This window comes from Aquimarina sp. BL5 (genome assembly GCF_003443675.1).
Lineage (GTDB): Bacteria > Bacteroidota > Bacteroidia > Flavobacteriales > Flavobacteriaceae > Aquimarina.
The window spans coordinates 3,131,020-3,148,751 of record NZ_CP031963.1; the positions used below are offsets into that span (position 1 = coordinate 3,131,020).

Here is a 17,732-nt window from a genome sequence, read left to right on the forward strand (position 1 = left end):
ATTAGACATAAATAATCTATTTCAGAATCTAATTCTTTTAAAACCTTTAGTATTTTATTTTAACTTGCCTGAAAGTTGCGCATACCTAATTGTTGTGTGGTAAATACAATTTATTATCTCTTAGCAGGTTGCACAACTTTTTCCAAATACACAACAAGTTAATTTTATTTTATTTTGTTAAACAAAGACTTAATCCTTAGTTTTGCCAAAAAGTAGTAAACCAAATCATATTATCAAACATCCCCCCTCTAGATAATTATAATATTACTCTTGAAACCAAAAATAACGAGAACGTAAAATTTCTCCAGAATTACCCTCTTTTACATAATTGGTTTGTTACCTGTAATATTGTTATTTAAATAAATTGTATACAAAAGCAAGTGTAATTAGACTCTATATTTTATGGAGTGAATGGCTTTATTTGGAATAGAATGATAAAAAATATAATATGTATTTATGTCCTCCTCATTTTAGGAAATCAACTGCTATTTTCGCAAGCTGATTACATAAGTTGGGAGTTTAAGGGAGGAAATCTTCTAAGAAATCCTGACGGCACGTCTACCGGACCAGGATCTGAACCTGCTGGATTAGATGTAGCAACAATACCTAATACCTCTATAACAAGAGGTCGCTTACGTTCTGCAATACTTGGGGATCTAGATAATGATGGGGATCTAGATTTTATTTCTGGTAGTCAAGGAGGTACCATACATTATTTTAAAAACGAAGGAACAGCAACCGCTCCTAACTGGATAGCAGCATCAATACCGACTTTGGACACTATTTGGATTGACAGAGATCTGACCGTAAGAAATCAAAATAGACCTCAACTCACAGATATTGATGATGACGGAGACCTAGACCTATTCATAGGCACCGACTATGATTATGAACGAGATCGTAATAATGATGTTCTTTTTTATAGAAATATAGGAACCCCTGAAATCCCTGTTTTTGAATATATCCCAGATGGTTTACCAGGACTTAACGATCAGGAGATCGCTGAATTTCCAGGTTTAGGTTTTGTAGACCTCGACAATGACTCAGATCTAGATATGGTAGCATTAGGTAGTGATAAATTAACCTACTATAAAAATATTGGTACTATAAACACTCCCATCTTCGAACTTCAGTCTGAAACGGACAGTCCTTGGATTGATGAAAATGCTTTTAATAATATGGATGTTCCAATACCTGTATTTGAAGATTTTGACAAAGATGGAGATTATGACATGTTTTTTATGACTGATACTGGTTTCGTTAGATGGATAGAAAATATTGGTACAACAACAATTCCTAGTTTTGCTTCTACCCAAAACGTATTTAATGGTGAACTTACTAGTGGACAAATTGGTAGTTTTGCTACTATAGATTTTGGAGATGTAGATGGAGATGGTTTAAAAGATGCTATATTAGGTAGCTTTAATACACCTCGATTTGCTTGGTTCAAACAGGTTCCTATTTGCATAAGCCCTATTATAACAGAAGTAACTGGAACAACCGAATTGTGCGAAGGTGAAAGTTCTATCATTACCATATCTGGTAATTTAAATAGTGCATCGACTTGGTCTATTTATACGGATTCTTGCGGAGAAAACTTATTAGGGACTACTACTACAAATATTTCAACTTTTGAAGTAACTCCCACTATACCAAGCACCACTTATTACATACGAGGTGAAGATGGTGATCTAGGATGTATAGATGAAACTATAGCCACCTGTACAACAATTACAATAATGGTTAATACTTTAGATGATCCATCTTTTAATTATAACCAGGCTCTCTATTGTGCAGATGCATCTAATCCTACTCCAACAGTTACTGGGTTGGCTAATGGTACATTTTCAAGCACTACAGGTTTGGTTCTAGATCCTGCTTTGGGAACTATTAATATCGCCGACAGCACACCTGGTGAATATACTGTGACCTATACAACTAACGGAACTTGTCCGAACACAAGTGATGTAACCGTAACTATCACCGAACTTGACGATCCTAGCTTTAGTTATGATGCAGCACTTTATTGTACAGATGCGTCAAACCCTACCCCAACAATCACTGGGTTGGATGGTGGTACATTTTCAAGCACTACAGGTTTGGTTATAGATCCTGCTTTCGGAACTATTAACATTGCGGACAGCACACCTGGTGAATATACTGTAACTTATACAACTAACGGAACTTGTCCGAATACAAGTGATGTAACTGTAACTATTACTGAACTTGACGATCCTAGCTTTAGTTATGATGCAGCACTTTACTGTACAGATGTATCAAATCCTACTCCAACAGTTACCGGATTGGCTGGTGGTACATTTTCAAGCACTACAGGTTTGGTTATAGATCCTACTTTCGGAACTATTAACATTGCGGACAGCACACCTGGAGAATATACTGTAACTTATACAACTAACGGAACTTGTCCAAATACAAGTGATGTAACCGTAACTATCACCGAACTTGACGATCCTAGCTTTAGTTATGATGCAGCACTTTATTGTAAAGATGCGTCAAATCCTACTCCAATAATCTCTGGATTAATGGGTGGTACATTTTCTAGTACTACAGGTTTGGTTATAGATACTGCTTTGGGAACTATTAATATCATAGACAGCACACCTAGTGAATATACTGTAACTTATACAACTAACGGAACTTGTCCGAACACAAGTGATGTAACTGTAACTATCACCGAACTTGACGATCCTAGCTTTAATTATGATGCAGCACTTTATTGTACAGATACATCAAATCCTACTCCAACAGTTGCTGGATTAATGGGTGGTACTTTTTCAAGTACTACAGGTTTGATTCTAGATCCTTCTTCAGGAACTATTAATATCACAGACAGCACACCTGGAGAATATACTGTAACTTATACAACTAACGGAACTTGTCCGAACACAAGTGATGTAACTGTAACTATTACTGAACTTGACGATCCTAGCTTTAGTTATGATGCAGCACTTTACTGTACAGATACATCAAATCCTACTCCAACAGTTGCTGGATTAATGGGTGGTACATTTTCAAGCACTACAGGTCTGGTTATAGATCCTGCTTTGGGAACTATTAATATCATAGACAGCACACCTGGTGAATATACTGTAACTTATACAACTAACGGAACTTGTCCAAATACAAGTGATGTAACTGTAACTATCACCGAACTTGACGATCCTAACTTTAGTTATGATGCAGCACTTTACTGTACAAATGCGTCAAACCCTACCCCAACAATCACTGGATTAATAGGTGGTACATTTTCAAGCACTACAGGTCTGGTTATAGATCCTGCTTTGGGAACTATTAACATTACAGACAGCACACCTGGAGAATATACTGTGACCTATACAACTAATGGAACTTGTCCGAATACAAGTGATGTAACTGTAACTATCACCGAACTTGACGATCCTAGTTTTAGTTATGATGCAGCGCTTTATTGTACAGATGTATCAAATCCTACTCCAACAATCACTGGATTGGCTAATGGTACATTTTCAAGCACTACAGGTCTGGTTCTAGATCCTGCTTTGGGAACTATTAATATCATAGACAGCACACCTGGTGAATATACTGTGACTTATACAACTAACGGAACTTGTCCAAATACAAGTGATGTAACTGTAATTATCGCCGAACTTGACGATCCTAGCTTTAATTATGATGCAGCACTTTATTGTACAGATGTATCAAACCCTACTCCAACAATCACTGGATTAATAGGTGGTACATTTTCAAGCACTATAGGTTTGGTTTTAGATCCTTCTTCGGGAACTATTAATATCGCAGACAGCACACCCGGAGAATATACTGTGACCTATACAACTAATGGAACTTGTCCGAACACAAGTGATGTAACTATAACTATCACCGAACTTGATGACCCTAGCTTTATTTATGATGCAGCACTTTATTGTACAGATGCATCAAATCCTACTCCAACAGTTGCTGGATTAATGGGTGGTACATTTTCAAGCACTACAGGTCTGGTTATGGATCCTGCTTTGGGAACTATTAACATTGCGGACAGCACTCCTGGAGAATATACTGTGACCTATACAACTAACGGAACCTGTCCGAACACAAGTGATGTAACTGTAACTATCACCGAACTTGACGACCCTAGCTTTAGTTATGATGCAGCACTTTATTGTACAGATGCGTCAAATCTTACTCCAACAATCACTGGATTAATAGGTGGTACATTTTCAAGCACTACAGGTTTGGTTATAGATCCTGCTTTGGGAACTATTAACATTGCGGACAGTGCGCCTGGAGAATATACTGTGACCTATACAACTAACGGAATTTGTAGTAATTCGTCCACTTTTGATATTAGCATCAATGCTTTAGATGATGCATCGTTTTCATATACAGAGACTTCTTATTCAACTACTGGCTCAGATCCAACTCCAACTGTAACAGGAATAATGGGCGGTGATTTCATATCTACACCAGCAGGATTAGTAATTAATAGTAGTACAGGAGAAATCGACGTATCTACTTCAATACCTAATGCCTACATAATTACATATATAACAGCAGGAACTTGTACTAACTCATCTAGTGTAAATATAACCATCACTGATATAACGCCGCCAACGGTAAGCATAACATCTACAGAACCTAATCCAACCAGTAATGACTCATTTGAAATCACTATTAATTTTAGTGAAGATATAACTGGTTTCGATTTAAACGATATCATTGTAGAAAATGGAATAGCTTCTAATCTTTCTGGAGGAGATCTATCCTATACTGCTACAATTACGGCAATTACATCCGCAACCATCACTATAAATATTAATACAAATAGTCTAACTGACCTATACGGAAATGGAAATATTGCTGCAACTCAATTTAGTATTAATTTTGACAACACTTTAGGAATTGATGATGAAAACCTCGCAAACGGTATTACTATTTATCCAATACCATCCAATACTACTATCAATATATCGAGTGAAATCAATTTATCGTTAAAACGTGTTGAGTTTTTTGATTTTCAGGGTAAATTAGTTCTTTCGAAGCGTCTAGATACTGGCACAATTACCAATAGTATTGACATCTCTTCATTTCATTCTGGTTTATATCTAATGATGATATATTCTGAAACAGGCTCTACCACTAAAAAGATACTCAAAGAATAACATTCTATAAAATTGAAACGTAAGCTCGTAATCGTAATTCAGCAATACAAATATCTACCAAAAGGTGGTTTATGGTAAATTTTCCTTTGGTTAATTTGATTCTTTTTTTTTCGTGAGCGATTGCAATAGAAATCCCACAGCCTGACTGAAAGGAAGTGGGAGGAATTGGAATGTAAAGCGCGGCCCTTGTGGTCACGCCCAAATCCAGAAAAAACAAATTATGCCTTACACTTGTTAAGTGGATTCTGTTTTATTCTTAAACTTTCTAATTCCCCACGCTACTTTATAGGTTCTATAAAGTAAATCATATATTACCATTTCGTGTAAACGGTTTTTAGATCTAAATAACCTATTCATAAGCATATGAATATAACTACCCATCATATCATCTAATTCAGGCTTACTTACAACGGATAGAATCTTTCTAACCAAAGGCTCACTATTTTTACTCTTTTCTTCCAAAACATCAATAATAGGAGCATAATCAGCATCTGTTTCTCTTTCGAAATTCAAAAAACTCTTAATTTTATCATGCTCATTCCTGAATTTCTTATCCATCTGTTTTTTGAGACCTTTATTCATTCCAAATTCGGCTCCAAAACCTAGCTTTAATCGTTCCATTAAAACCATTTTTTCATCTTCATTGTAACCAAAATCTTGGAGTTTTTGATCTATCGCTCTTGCTCCAAATAACCATCTTAGCTCTTCTCCTTCATCTCCATCAATCATATCCAAAAAATCTACGACCATCTTACTATCCAGAAAAAATAATTCTTCAGACTCACTCATGGTCTTTACTCCATAGCGTTCTATTTCTCTTTGATACGTATCCAGTTGTATCTTCCAGATCAGATCTTCATCAGAAAACTCTTTAAGTGAACTATATAAAGCATTAATAACTCCAGCCACGTTCTCAGGATTTTCATAATGGAATCTAACTCTAATATGATGCTTTGGGTCGTTATACCGAATGAAAAACCACTTATCAATGATATTATTTTCTAATAAATACATTGCAGTAGGCTTAATAATATCCGTTAGAACCAAATCCGAGGTTTTTGGTCCGGTATATATTTTATAATACAACCATTCACTACCTACTATAAAAGATCTTTGTACATCCATCATTAATTCTGCAAGTTTTTTAATTTCTTTTCATTATAAAATGACATAACAATTTGATTTGTAAATACGTTTCCTCTTTCTTTTATCAAACTCCCATTAACATGCAAAAATTCTTTGAGCTTAAATCTACTCCTCTTTTTTACTGTATTCAATAACATTTTTACAGATGTAATATTTTTAGTATTGATTAGCAATTCATTGTCTCCATCTACCAGAAGAACAAACTGAGGTAAACTTTTACTATCCACAAAGTTTTCCAATTCTTTGGAAAACTTATTTTCATCATTCAGATTCTTTAATAAAGGTTGAATTTCTGATGATGTAATATTCCAAATAGCATTAGAAAGTATAATATCTTTATATTCTACTCTTGGTAAAAAATCATACTCTTCGGCAAATGGACCCCAATCAAAAGCGATGCCTCCTCTCTGATTTTGAGTTTGCATATTGGCTAAAAACTGATAAATAGGTAGTGCGTTACTAGAAAAATTATGTGCATTGGTTAAGTGTGGAACTACTTCTTTATTGAATTTTTTGGACCTCAACGTTACCTTTCCGTTCGGACTGGCAGAAATCATTAAGTCATCCAACAAAAGTTGTTGTTCATCATTCAGAATGGACTTTGCTAAATATGGTATTTCATACTTTCTAAAGCTAGGTCTCATCAAAATATTTCCTACTCGAGACTCTGGTAAATGCACAATTTCTGCAAGAATTTTATCGGGATTTAACTTTGTTTCTAGATCAATTATTTCTTTCGTATAGGTGTCCAAATCTTCATCTCCATGACAAAAGCGTCCTAAAAGGTTTGCTGCGCTTGAGCCTCCACAACTAGACATAATAATTTTTTCGACACCGTCTACCTCAACCAACTCTATCATAGAAGAAATAGTATCAGGTAAATCATCCCAATTTTCCTCAAAATCACTAAAGTCTTTGTCTGTTAATACCAAAGTACGCTGCTGCTCCTTAATGCATTCTAATAGTCTTTTATTTAATACTGCATGTATGGGTGACCATCTAACATCCCTTGCGACTGTTTTTTCCTGCTTGAATGGTAGTACAAGATCATCAATTATTTGACTCACATCTCCCGAGTCTTTATCCTGCAAAAAACCAATTCCAAGTTCTACATCAAGTGCTTTTGATAAAGAAAGTTCTCTACTCTCATATCGCTCATAAAATGCTGCTTTAAATCTGGAATTAAGCGTTTCTTTTGGTGGTAATGTAAGTTTATTAAGTAATGATAATCCTTTCTTGATCTTCCTTAAGGTTTCGTGACTAATCGTATTTGTTTCTAAAGAAAGGTTCATGTCTGTCTGAAACATATACTTCAATTCGAAACCGGTACCTAATTTCTTTAAAGATTCACTAAGATCAATGTATTCCTTCGTTGGGTTTCCTATATTTTTATCTATTCGCTTCAGTGTTAGCTGTACAGTTTCTAGCTCAGAAATGATTTGTTCGGTGCCTGATATTTTTTTAAGAACTGGTATGATTTGATCCAAAAATTCAGGCCCAGAAACAGATGGTTCTAACTCACTAATCAACAATTGACTTTCTACTAATTGATCTATAAATCCAGACGCTTCTTCTTTACTAATTTCATCATCTACCAATAATTCTGCTAAATCACAAAGCTGAGATCCTTTTCTCGCTTCAGAAAGTACTTTTTGTAAATATTCAGAATCTTCTACTGCTACGATATGATGAACTCTTCTACTTTCTACATAGGTGTATTCTACATATCTCAGTTGTTTACCTGCCTTATAAACACTGGTATTCGGATAAAACAGAAGTTGATCTCTAATGACTTTATCTTTAACAATATCCTGAGATAACGCCACCAGATAATTCATATCCAATCGGGTATGACGATTGTTTTTTGATTTATCCAAAAGTTCAATATTGGTAGTATCTGAAAAATTTCCAACTGCTGTTCCTGCAAAAAGCCCAAATGGTGTACATCGCGAGGACATTCTACTAATGTATTTTAACACAGAATACATCATGCGCTCTGAAGCTGCTTTTTCTTTGATATCTCCTTTCAACCATTTTTCAAACTCCTGATATAAAGAAGGCGATGCCAAAAAAATAGCTTCTTTAATAATTTCATTAGAGCAAACTTGTTTTAGCTCGTTTTCTTGTAATGTGCTATTACTAGTTAGTTCTTTATAAAATGAAAAGGAAAATAGTGGAGTACGTAATACGTATTTTGGGAAATTTTTATAGCTCATAGTTTTTCTTCGCTATTTCGGATTAGCTAATCATTAAACATTCGTTCCATTGATTTTCTGATGGCGTCAAATAGGAAATTATTGACAAGCCAATTCCGGCAATGCCTTCTAATAAATTAGATTCGTTTTTCCATTGTTCCAGATCACCTCTCCATTGTTTATAACCTGCATAACCGTCTTTATATGTATCCATCTTTAGCGCTTCTCCCATCCAAAAATCTGCTGTTTCTTTAAATATTTCTTCTTTAGTTTCTATATACATGTGATTGAATATAGTAATGATTCCAAACATGCCATGACATAATCCTGTATCATGTATTCTTGCTTCTTCTGCGTCTCTCCTTTTGGCAGCATATTTCAAAATATGTATCGCTAATTCTTGATATTTATCATTATCTAATGCTTTACCTACTCTCCAAAGCGAAATGCCTATTCCTAAATCACCGTAGCACCAAGCTAATCTACTATTGGTATATTCATCCATTTCCGGATACACCCAACTCGGAAATAGGGAACTGTTGCTTTCATCAGGATACTTATAACTAATCATAAAATCCGCTGCGCCAATTAGCAAATCCTTTATGGACTCTTGGAACTCTTCATACGTATACAATCTACTTAAAAAATTAATGACACTCGCCATTCCGTGTGATAAACTTAAATTAGCTCCGTGAAGCTTATCCTTTTTATGCAATTCATACATCCAGAAAACACCTCTCTGATCTGTACGAGCACTCTCTTTAAGAGCTTCAATAAGCAAATGAAGATAGGCTGCGTACTTTTGTTTTAATGAATCCGACGCTGTGTTTTGATATCTTTTGAAAAAATAATACCCGTACCCTATTGCTCCGTGTAAAAAATCAAAATATTCATTTTTGATATCTGATTTCATGGATTCTAAAAGATAGGTGTCCAGATCTGATAAAAGTTCATCATTATCAATGTCAATAAATTCTTCCTCATTTAATAACTCTAACACCCATCCAGCTCCTGCTATACCTGTACAAAAGGAAGGAAAAGAATACCCATCGTTCATACGTTGTATAGTTTCTGATATGACGGCTACTCCTATGTCTGCAATTTGTTCATCCTCTATAAATCGAGCATAATAAAACTGAAAAAGTGAGATGCCAGAAATACCAGACAAAACACCTAGATGTTCTTTGTTCGTATAATTTTCTTTTAAAATATGGTGTATTTCTTTTAATTTTTCCTTTAAAACTTTGGTAGTGTTCATTGAAGATCAATTCGTGTTATTGCATTGGTGGTCTAATGTAGCACCTAATTAGAGAAATGAAAAATTATATGACCCTATATTGGACAAAATGAGGAGAAAGCTCTTTAAAAAAGAAGTATATTATGATTATCAGATATCTTTTGTTTGCATAAAAACGTTTATCGAAAACTATATCCAGAAAATTCTATATAGTGATAAACAGCATACAATAACGAATAGATGACTAAGCAAGGAATTTTTCCAAAAAATCATTTTTAATCAGATATTCCAAGATGTTATTATCATTTTCAGGTTATTGGTTTTAAAATTTCCCTACGAATAGATCGTAGGGAAATAGAAATTATTTTGATTATAATATTACGGTAACTATTTCTTATTTAGCCACACATCCTATTCCTCCTTCCCAAATAGGCACTGAATTACATAATGCATTTGTAGCATTCGGTCCTCCGCAACCAAAGGACATAGTACCTGTTACACTTCCTCCTTTAATATTCTTAAGGTTCAGATTACTAATCGTTTGTTTGTTAAGCTCTAAATTTTTTAATGATTTTTTCATGATATGAAATTTAAAATGTACCTACTCTATACTAAGGTTTTCGGCTTCCCCTTATCAAATCCTGATAGGACTAAAGTAGACGACAACTTAGAAGCTTAAAAACTAAAACTCCGCAGTTTGTTCAAACTGCGGAGCTAATTTTGAGTTACTAAAATTTGTGTGCTTTTTTAGAAAACTACTTCCTAATAATTAAAAAGTATCACTGTCATTACATTGAATATGGGTATCATAAAACTCATCTGTAGTAGGAGAACTACTACCACCTTTAACTTGATTCATTTCTGTCATTGTAATTCTAGCTATGGTAAGCTTTTTCAGTGTAATTGTATTTATTTTTTCGTTTTTCATGAGTTAAAAGTTTTCATATTTATTATATAATTAAGTCATATAGAAACGTATACAACTATTCATTAAACGAAATATACTTCTTATGTTTTTCTATTCATAACTAACAAACCTCAAATTGTCCAATTTGCGTTTCTTATACTGCTCATAATAAATTAGGTATACTCGGTTGCTAGTTTTTCTAATTTCTTGATATAATAGGATGGATTGATTCCAGTTTTGGCTCTAAAATGTTTCGTAAATGAATTGTCACTCTTATAACCAATCTCCATAGCAATCGATTTAATAGAGAAAGATCTAAACTTTTTATCTTCCTTTAATCGCTTAAGTACATACTCTATTCTTAAGTCATTGATATACTCATTAAAGTTTTTCATTTTATATGTACTAATAATCTTAGATAAATAGGTTGCATTACTTTTTACCTTTTTTGCCATTCCTCTTAGGTTACAGTCTGATTTTAAGAAATATTCTTGCGCCTCCAATTTTTCCAATTTCTGGAGTATCGTACTAACTTTTTGATCATCAATACTTAATTCCTTTGTAGACACCTTGCTACTTTTTATCATTTTTTTAGCTTCTAACTGATCTATTTTTTCAACTAACTGAACAAATTTATTTTTACTCTTTTGTTGCTTTCTAAAATACACGCCTGTCATACTTACAAGTAATAAACAAATAGTAATCAAAATACCATTGGTTATATATTTAGTTCTACTATCTGCTATCATTTCACTTTGCAAAATGTCTATTTGCGACTCTAGTTGTCGAGTTTCTTTCTTGTAAATTTTATGTACTGTTTTATCTTTATTTATTTGATAGTACTTGTTAAGTCTTACATATTCGTCATTCCAGAATAGCGCTTGTTCATACTCTTTTTTTGCTCTATAACAATTGGCTACCAATAGATGCAATTGAATAACAGGTTCTTTGTTTTTATCACTCTCTTTTAAGACATCAATACTTTTATGCGCATAGGTAATTGCTTGGTTATATTTTTGTTGTTGATAATAACAACTAGCCATAAAATAGTTGATATTAACTCTTGGAAAAAACTTGTTTTCTATATTTTCTGTCGATAAAATCTTCTCGGACTTGATTAGATAATCTAGCGATTTAGTATAATCTTTTTGATGATAAAAAACCATTCCCTTTTTTATATATAAATCAAGAAGTCCTACTTTAAAATCGATAGATTTACTAATCTCAATTCCCTTATCAGCGTAATACAATACTTTATCATACATCTCTCTCGCTATGTATACATCATTAATCGTTGTATATATACGAACATGATTTTTACTATTTACAAACGAAGTACGATGGATATTCTGTATCATATGCTCTGATATTTCATGTGCTTTGTCTAGCTGATTCATTCGGGTAAGCACTATGATAAGACCAGATTTGGTTATCATTTCACGATCAATATCACCTGTTGTAATCGCAATATCTATTGCTGCATAATATGCATCCAATGCTTGTTGATCTTGACCTTCTCGCAAATACACATGCCCTTTTAAACTATACGCTTTGCCTAACCGTTGTAATTCTTTTTTAGTTTTAGTTATTACTATGGTTTGATCCAAAAACTTTAAACTTTTTGCGTATGCTTCTTTATCATAGAAAAATCGTCCAATACTATAATATTTTTCTGCTATAGCAACATCTGAATATCGCTTATCTAATAGTGTTTTTTCATATATACCAGTTTCTTCCGGGTATATTTTTTTTATTAATTCTACTAGTTCTTCGGCGGTTTTGTATCGTAAACTATCGGGAATTATTGTTGATTGTTCTTGCCCGTATGTTTTTGTTATTGAAAAAACGGATGCAAATACATAAAGAAGTACATATTTAGGTATGCATCTTTTAACAAAAGAAATCATTTGGATCAATATTGTGTGATGATCCAAATGTAATAATTACTTTCTTAAAATAAGTTTATTGGATCAATTACAATAATTTCCATATTGTAATCAAGACCTAACGAGATAATCACTTAAAGAAAAGACTCTCCACTTATTGAAGAATCTTTTCTAAAAAACGCAAAATGTATTATGGGATTAATGCATATGTATAGGTTGGCAATCAGGACCACCCAACCAAATACAGTGTGGATAATTGTTTCCTCCTTTTACAGATTGTTGTTGGTTCTTTTCTATGATTGAGACATTTTTCATCTCTAAAATTTTATCTAACATATCTACGTGTTTTTATGTACCTACTCTGTTATAAGGTTTTCGGTTTGCCCTTTTTTATATAATTCATTATATTAATGTTCCATACAAACTGGAACTCCATTTGTTCCTGTTCTGGCAGTATTCCCACATAAATAATATGTTTGTAAGCCCACACCTCCTTTTACTTTATCAAGTTCTAAACTACTAATCGTTTGTTTTTTTAATTCTAAATTTTTTAATGATTTTTTCATGATATTGTGTTTTAAGTACCTACTCTATCTTAAGGTTTTCGGTTTCCCCTTATCAAAATCAATTGTCGACATCGCTTTGATTGTGAGACTAAGCTAGATTGAAAAAAAGAGGATAAAAAACAAAACAACCCTGTTTTGGATAAAACAGGGTAATAAAAAAACCCTGCATAATACACAGGGTCTTCCAATAATTTTATTAGTATTAATCAATGCTCCAAAATACAATAAAAATAATCTGGATCACCACTTGTAGGGACACTACTACCTCCATTAACATTACGCATTGAATCTAAGTTAATCCTTGCAATCGTTAACTTTTTTAGATCGATTTTGTTTTTTTGTTGTTGCTTCATAAACAAGATAATTTAGGTGTTGCTCTTACTCTTTTTTGGATTTTCAGAATCCCCCATAATTTATATTCATTACTGAAATATATTTTTTAAAGAGGACTAATCACAATAGATCTACCCTATATTAGACAAAAACGGGTTATTTTTTTATACACTTTCCGCAATGTTATTATCTTGTTGCAGCTTTTCTATATTCTTAATATAATAGGATGGATTTAAACCTGTTTTTGCTCTAAAACGTTTCGCAAAAGCATCATCACTTTTATAGCCTACTTCTGCAGCAATTGATTTAACAGAAAAGGCTCTGAATTTTTTATCATTTTTTAATCGTTTTAATGCATACTCAATTCTTAAATCCGTGATATACTCATTAAAATTCTTACCTTTATGTGCATGAATAATCTTGGTAAGATAAGTGGTATTGGTCTTTACTTTTTTAGCCATTAACCCTAAACCACATTCAGATTTTAAAAAATACTCCTCATCTTCCAGCTTTTCCAATCCTTTTAGTACTGCTGTAACTTTTTTATCATCAATTACAATGGTTGCACTACTATCTTTGGAGGTTTTTTTACTCTTTTCTCCCTCTAAATGTTTGATTTTTTCAACTAATTCTGAAAACACCAGTTTGTTTGATTGTTGCTTTTTATAATATGTAAACCCTATAAACAATAATATCAGAGACATTGTAATAGAACCAATCAACAGATACTTTGAGATGTTTTCTTTGTTTTTTAACTGTGTTATTTCTTTCTCGTGTTTTTCAATCTCTTTTTCATAAATTGTGTTTACTGTTTTATCCTTTTCTTCCTGATAGTTCTTATTCAATTTTACATAGATATTTTCCCAATAATGTGCTTGTTTGTAATCTTTCTTCTTAAAATAACAATTGGCTAATAACAGGTGTGATTGGATTACAGGTAGCCTACTTCTATCTTTTTCCTCAATAAAATCCATGGTATTGTATAAATAAGAAATTGCCTTATCATAGTTTCGTTGTTCATAATAGCAAGCTGCCATATAGTAGTTAACCTTTACCGTCGGGAAAAACTTGTTCCCTATCTTGTAAAGATCTAAAAGATCTTTTGCACTCTTTAAATTATCAAAAGCCTGATCAAACTCTTTTTTATAATAATAGACAATCCCTTTTTTAATATACAAATCCACGAGGCCTTCTTTATAGTTCAACGATTTACTCATGTTAATACCTTTATCCGCATAGTATAATACAGAGTCGTACTCTTCTTTACCTAAGAACACTTCGTTGATATTAGTAAATATGGCTACATGATTCTTTCCATTTTTAAAAGAAGTTTTATTAATAGCTTGTAACATTTCTTTAGAAATTTCTAAAGCTTTGTCCAATTTGTTCATTTTTTGCAATACTAATATTCGTCCAGAATTTGCGATAATTATGTTTCTAAGATTCTCTTGTTGGTTTGCGATTTGTAGTGCTTTATAATAGTAATCATACGATTTCTGATATTTTCCTTGACGTAAAAAACTTGACCCTATTATCCTGTATGCTGAAAATATTAGTTTATCATTCGTAATTATCTGTTTCTTATTAAGAAGTTTATTCGCGTATGTAACACTTCTTTTAAAATCTTCTTTCATGTAAAAAAACTGTCCTAATTCGATATATATCTTCCCAATAACCGTATCATTTTTATGAAAACTCTCTAATACTTCTTCATAGACTTCTATATGATCAGCATCAGAAGAGGTAATCAAGTCTACCAACGCTTCTGGAGTTTTAGTTTTTAGACTATCAGGAATGATGAATTTGGTATCCTGCGCTTTCGTAAAAATGGGTATTATAATAAATAGTAATAAGAAAAGGAAAAGTATTTGTGTTTTAAAAAAAGCCATTACAATAATTGAGAAGTGTGCTCTCAAATGTAATCATTCTTTTTAATTTGGTTTTTGAAGTAATTAGTCTTAAAATAAAGAGAAACTTATTTAAAATTAATAGTGCAACTCTGTGATTGACCAAACCATTTCACTCGATTACGCGAGGCTAATCTATAGATCCCATCCCGAAGCATTCTCGGAACAAATGCTAACAAAGCTGCTACACGTTTCCATTTTGGAATTTTAGATACTATCCTTAAGAAACCATCCGAATGGGTATGTGATCCATTTTCATCAATAAGAATTACAGTATCTAATCGCTGCGTAGGATATCCATGTTCTTTTAGTAGTTTCTGACCTTGAGGAGATTGAAAAGGAATAAAATGAAAAAGATCTTCTGGAGCAAACTGCATTAACCAACCTACAACACCATTACATAGATTACACTCACCATCGAATATAATAATACTTTTGTTTAAAGAAGTTTCCATTTTATTGATTTTTAAGTTTTTACACGCTTATAGTCGTATAGAACCATCAATCATTTCAATACTACGGTGAGAATTATGATAAATTTTAGGATTATGTGTTGCGATGACCACCGCTTTATTTCTAGATGTGGTTATTTCTTTAAGTAATTCAAAAATTAACTCAGAGTTTTTTTGATCCAGATTTCCGGTTGGTTCATCGGCTATAATTAAGGCTGGGTCATTAATAAGAGCTCTGGCAATAGCCACTCGCTGTTGTTGACCACCAGAAAGCTGATATGAAGGCCGTTTCGCAAAAGCTTTCATGCCTACTTCATCTAATAAACCCAAGGCATTTTCTTTAATCTCTTCTTTGCTTTTTTGAGATAATTTCATTGCTGGAAGCATTACATTCTGTAGTACACTAAACTCAGGAAGCAAATAATGAAATTGATATACAAATCCAATATGTTTATTTCTAAAATCGGTGAGAGCCGAAGATGCCAAATTTTTAATATCCTGATCATATATATTCAAATTTCCTTCGAAATCGGTATCTAAGGTTGATAGAATATATAATAAGGTTGATTTTCCACTTCCGGATTCTCCAAATACTGAAACCAGTTCCCCCTCAGAAATTGACAAAGAAACATCTCTTAATACCTGATGCTTTTCTGGTTCAAGAAAATACTTATCTATATGTTGTGTTTCTAAAATCATATTCCTCTTATAATAGTCACAGGATCCACTTTACTTGCTTTTTTGGAAGGAAAATACCCTGCAAAAATAGTTGTCAATATTCCAAAGAAAAATCCTAGCATATAATATGACATCTTAAAATTAATGGGATAGGTATCCACAATTATAAAATCTGATGTATCCAATGGTGTGGTAGAAATTAAATAACTAATTAGGTATCCAAAAAAAACTCCGAAAAACGCACCTAATACTCCAATAATAAGTGATTGTATAAGAAAAATAAACACAATATCATTACTAGAATACCCAATGGTTTTTAGCACCGCAATGTCTTTTCTCTTCTGGATCACTGTAATATTAAGAATATTATAAATTCCAAATCCTGCTACTAAAAGTAGTGCAAAAGAAACAGACCAGGTAAGAATATCGCGAACCTTATTCCCTATCACTATCGTCTTATTACTATCCTTCCAGTCTTCTGTCGCGATTCCATCAATATTATCAGTTAAATCGCTTTTTAGACGAACATCATCTCTATCTTTTAGTTTTACATGAATGTTTGTAATACTATTTTTTTGGTCTAATAAATTCTGTAACGTGCTTGCAGAAACATAGGTTCTTACATTATCAATAGTGGTTATTCCGAAACTAAATATCCCGGAAACTCTTAGCTCTTGATTCTTACCATTAGGGAGTATCATTTTTATCTGATCTCCTACAGAAACTTGTAATCGTTTGGCCAGACTAACTCCTAACAGTATAGAATTTTCTTTTAACAAACTCTGAAAACCTTCTCCTTCTATTAATCGTCTTTCTAAGTTTACCATATTACTTTCCTGAGCAGGAAAAACCCCATTGATACTGCCAGGGAACTGCTTAGATGTGCTAATCAAAATTGCTGGCGAAATGATTTGGTGTGCAAAGGATTGAACATTATCATCGACTTTCAGAACATCATCAATCTTGTTACTGTTTTCTATATAATTGGATAATAAATTAGAAGTTGTGGTAGATTGTTTTTTAGACTTTGCACTAACTATTATATCAGGACTTCCATTAAAGACTGCATCATCCAGAAAGTCATTAACTCCCGTCATAAAATTGATCATAACAATAAAAGTTGTTACACCTAATAAAACTCCTATCGCTGCTAAAAAGCTTTGCTTCTTTCTTGCAAATAAATATTGTAATGCTATAAATACGTTCGTTTTATTAAAAACTTGCTTAGACATATCCCATAGGTCGAGAAAGCAAGGATAGGATTAC

Annotated in this window: 14 protein-coding genes; 1 reads left to right on the plus strand and 13 read right to left on the minus strand. The window is 32.9% G+C overall.

The window, feature by feature from the left end; all coding sequences use genetic code 11:
- Positions 1-431 precede the first annotated feature (431 nt).
- On the plus strand, positions 432-5,159 hold the full coding sequence (locus D1818_RS13260; protein WP_118459486.1) for an Ig-like domain-containing protein: 4,728 nt from the start codon (positions 432-434) through the stop codon (positions 5,157-5,159).
- 234 nt (positions 5,160-5,393) lie between these two features.
- On the opposite strand, the gene D1818_RS13265 is transcribed toward D1818_RS13260, so the two are convergent.
- The 13 genes from D1818_RS13265 to D1818_RS13305 all read right to left on the minus strand — a co-directional run bounded on the left by D1818_RS13265 (position 5,394) and on the right by D1818_RS13305 (position 17,698).
- Positions 5,394-6,284: a thiopeptide-type bacteriocin biosynthesis protein gene (locus tag D1818_RS13265; RefSeq protein ID WP_158596837.1), complete on the minus strand. Its 891-nt coding sequence runs from the start codon at positions 6,282-6,284 to the stop codon at positions 5,394-5,396.
- 2 nt (positions 6,285-6,286) lie between these two features.
- Positions 6,287-8,521: a lantibiotic dehydratase family protein gene (locus D1818_RS13270; protein WP_118459488.1), complete on the minus strand. Its 2,235-nt coding sequence runs from the start codon at positions 8,519-8,521 to the stop codon at positions 6,287-6,289.
- 22 nt (positions 8,522-8,543) lie between these two features.
- A complete protein-coding gene (locus tag D1818_RS13275) occupies positions 8,544-9,758 on the minus strand; it encodes a lanthionine synthetase C family protein (RefSeq protein ID WP_118459489.1) in 1,215 nt (404 codons plus the stop codon).
- Between the two features lie 373 nt (positions 9,759-10,131).
- Positions 10,132-10,317 carry a hypothetical protein gene (locus tag D1818_RS13280; RefSeq protein ID WP_118459490.1) on the minus strand — a complete coding sequence of 62 codons (186 nt, stop codon included), beginning with the start codon at positions 10,315-10,317 and terminating at the stop codon, positions 10,132-10,134.
- A 189-nt stretch (positions 10,318-10,506) separates the two neighbouring features.
- A complete protein-coding gene (locus tag D1818_RS25345; RefSeq protein ID WP_158596839.1) occupies positions 10,507-10,665 on the minus strand; it encodes a class I lanthipeptide in 159 nt (52 codons plus the stop codon).
- A gap of 152 nt (positions 10,666-10,817) precedes the next feature.
- Complete coding sequence (locus tag D1818_RS13285) at positions 10,818-12,551, minus strand: helix-turn-helix domain-containing protein (RefSeq protein ID WP_118459491.1); 1,734 nt, start codon at positions 12,549-12,551, stop codon at positions 10,818-10,820.
- Between the two features lie 177 nt (positions 12,552-12,728).
- The gene (locus D1818_RS25350; protein ID WP_158596841.1) at positions 12,729-12,866 is read right to left on the minus strand and encodes a hypothetical protein; all 138 of its coding nucleotides are present in this window, start codon (positions 12,864-12,866) and stop codon (positions 12,729-12,731) included.
- A gap of 71 nt (positions 12,867-12,937) precedes the next feature.
- Positions 12,938-13,096: a hypothetical protein gene (locus D1818_RS25355; protein WP_158596843.1), complete on the minus strand. Its 159-nt coding sequence runs from the start codon at positions 13,094-13,096 to the stop codon at positions 12,938-12,940.
- Between the two features lie 206 nt (positions 13,097-13,302).
- Entirely contained in the window at positions 13,303-13,449 is a 147-nt protein-coding gene (locus D1818_RS25360; protein WP_158596845.1) for a hypothetical protein, read from the minus strand.
- Positions 13,450-13,593: 144 nt separating this feature from the next.
- A complete protein-coding gene (locus D1818_RS13290) occupies positions 13,594-15,345 on the minus strand; it encodes a helix-turn-helix domain-containing protein (RefSeq protein ID WP_147406086.1) in 1,752 nt (583 codons plus the stop codon).
- A gap of 59 nt (positions 15,346-15,404) precedes the next feature.
- Entirely contained in the window at positions 15,405-15,791 is a 387-nt protein-coding gene (locus D1818_RS13295) for a thiol-disulfide oxidoreductase DCC family protein (RefSeq protein ID WP_118459493.1), read from the minus strand.
- Positions 15,792-15,818: 27 nt separating this feature from the next.
- Positions 15,819-16,487 carry an ABC transporter ATP-binding protein gene (locus D1818_RS13300; RefSeq protein ID WP_118459494.1) on the minus strand — a complete coding sequence of 223 codons (669 nt, stop codon included), beginning with the start codon at positions 16,485-16,487 and terminating at the stop codon, positions 15,819-15,821.
- Entirely contained in the window at positions 16,484-17,698 is a 1,215-nt protein-coding gene (locus D1818_RS13305; RefSeq protein WP_118459495.1) for an FtsX-like permease family protein, read from the minus strand. The genes D1818_RS13300 and D1818_RS13305 overlap by 4 nt, the downstream gene beginning before the upstream one ends.
- Between the last annotated feature and the right edge of the window lie 34 nt (positions 17,699-17,732).

Coding starts and splice junctions, on each gene's coding strand:
- D1818_RS13285 (WP_118459491.1), bottom strand. CDS start 12,551: ATGATTTCTTTTGTTAAAAGATGCATACCTAAATATGTACTTCTTTAT.
- D1818_RS13275 (WP_118459489.1), bottom strand. CDS start 9,758: ATGAACACTACCAAAGTTTTAAAGGAAAAATTAAAAGAAATACACCAT.
- D1818_RS13295 (WP_118459493.1), bottom strand. CDS start 15,791: ATGGAAACTTCTTTAAACAAAAGTATTATTATATTCGATGGTGAGTGT.
- D1818_RS13260 (WP_118459486.1), top strand. CDS start 432: ATGATAAAAAATATAATATGTATTTATGTCCTCCTCATTTTAGGAAAT.
- D1818_RS13305 (WP_118459495.1), bottom strand. CDS start 17,698: ATGTCTAAGCAAGTTTTTAATAAAACGAACGTATTTATAGCATTACAA.
- D1818_RS25345 (WP_158596839.1), bottom strand. CDS start 10,665: ATGAAAAACGAAAAAATAAATACAATTACACTGAAAAAGCTTACCATA.
- D1818_RS25355 (WP_158596843.1), bottom strand. CDS start 13,096: ATGAAAAAATCATTAAAAAATTTAGAATTAAAAAAACAAACGATTAGT.
- D1818_RS13270 (WP_118459488.1), bottom strand. CDS start 8,521: ATGAGCTATAAAAATTTCCCAAAATACGTATTACGTACTCCACTATTT.
- D1818_RS13280 (WP_118459490.1), bottom strand. CDS start 10,317: ATGAAAAAATCATTAAAAAATTTAGAGCTTAACAAACAAACGATTAGT.
- D1818_RS13265 (WP_158596837.1), bottom strand. CDS start 6,284: ATGGATGTACAAAGATCTTTTATAGTAGGTAGTGAATGGTTGTATTAT.
- D1818_RS25350 (WP_158596841.1), bottom strand. CDS start 12,866: ATGTTAGATAAAATTTTAGAGATGAAAAATGTCTCAATCATAGAAAAG.
- D1818_RS13300 (WP_118459494.1), bottom strand. CDS start 16,487: ATGATTTTAGAAACACAACATATAGATAAGTATTTTCTTGAACCAGAA.
- D1818_RS25360 (WP_158596845.1), bottom strand. CDS start 13,449: ATGAAGCAACAACAAAAAAACAAAATCGATCTAAAAAAGTTAACGATT.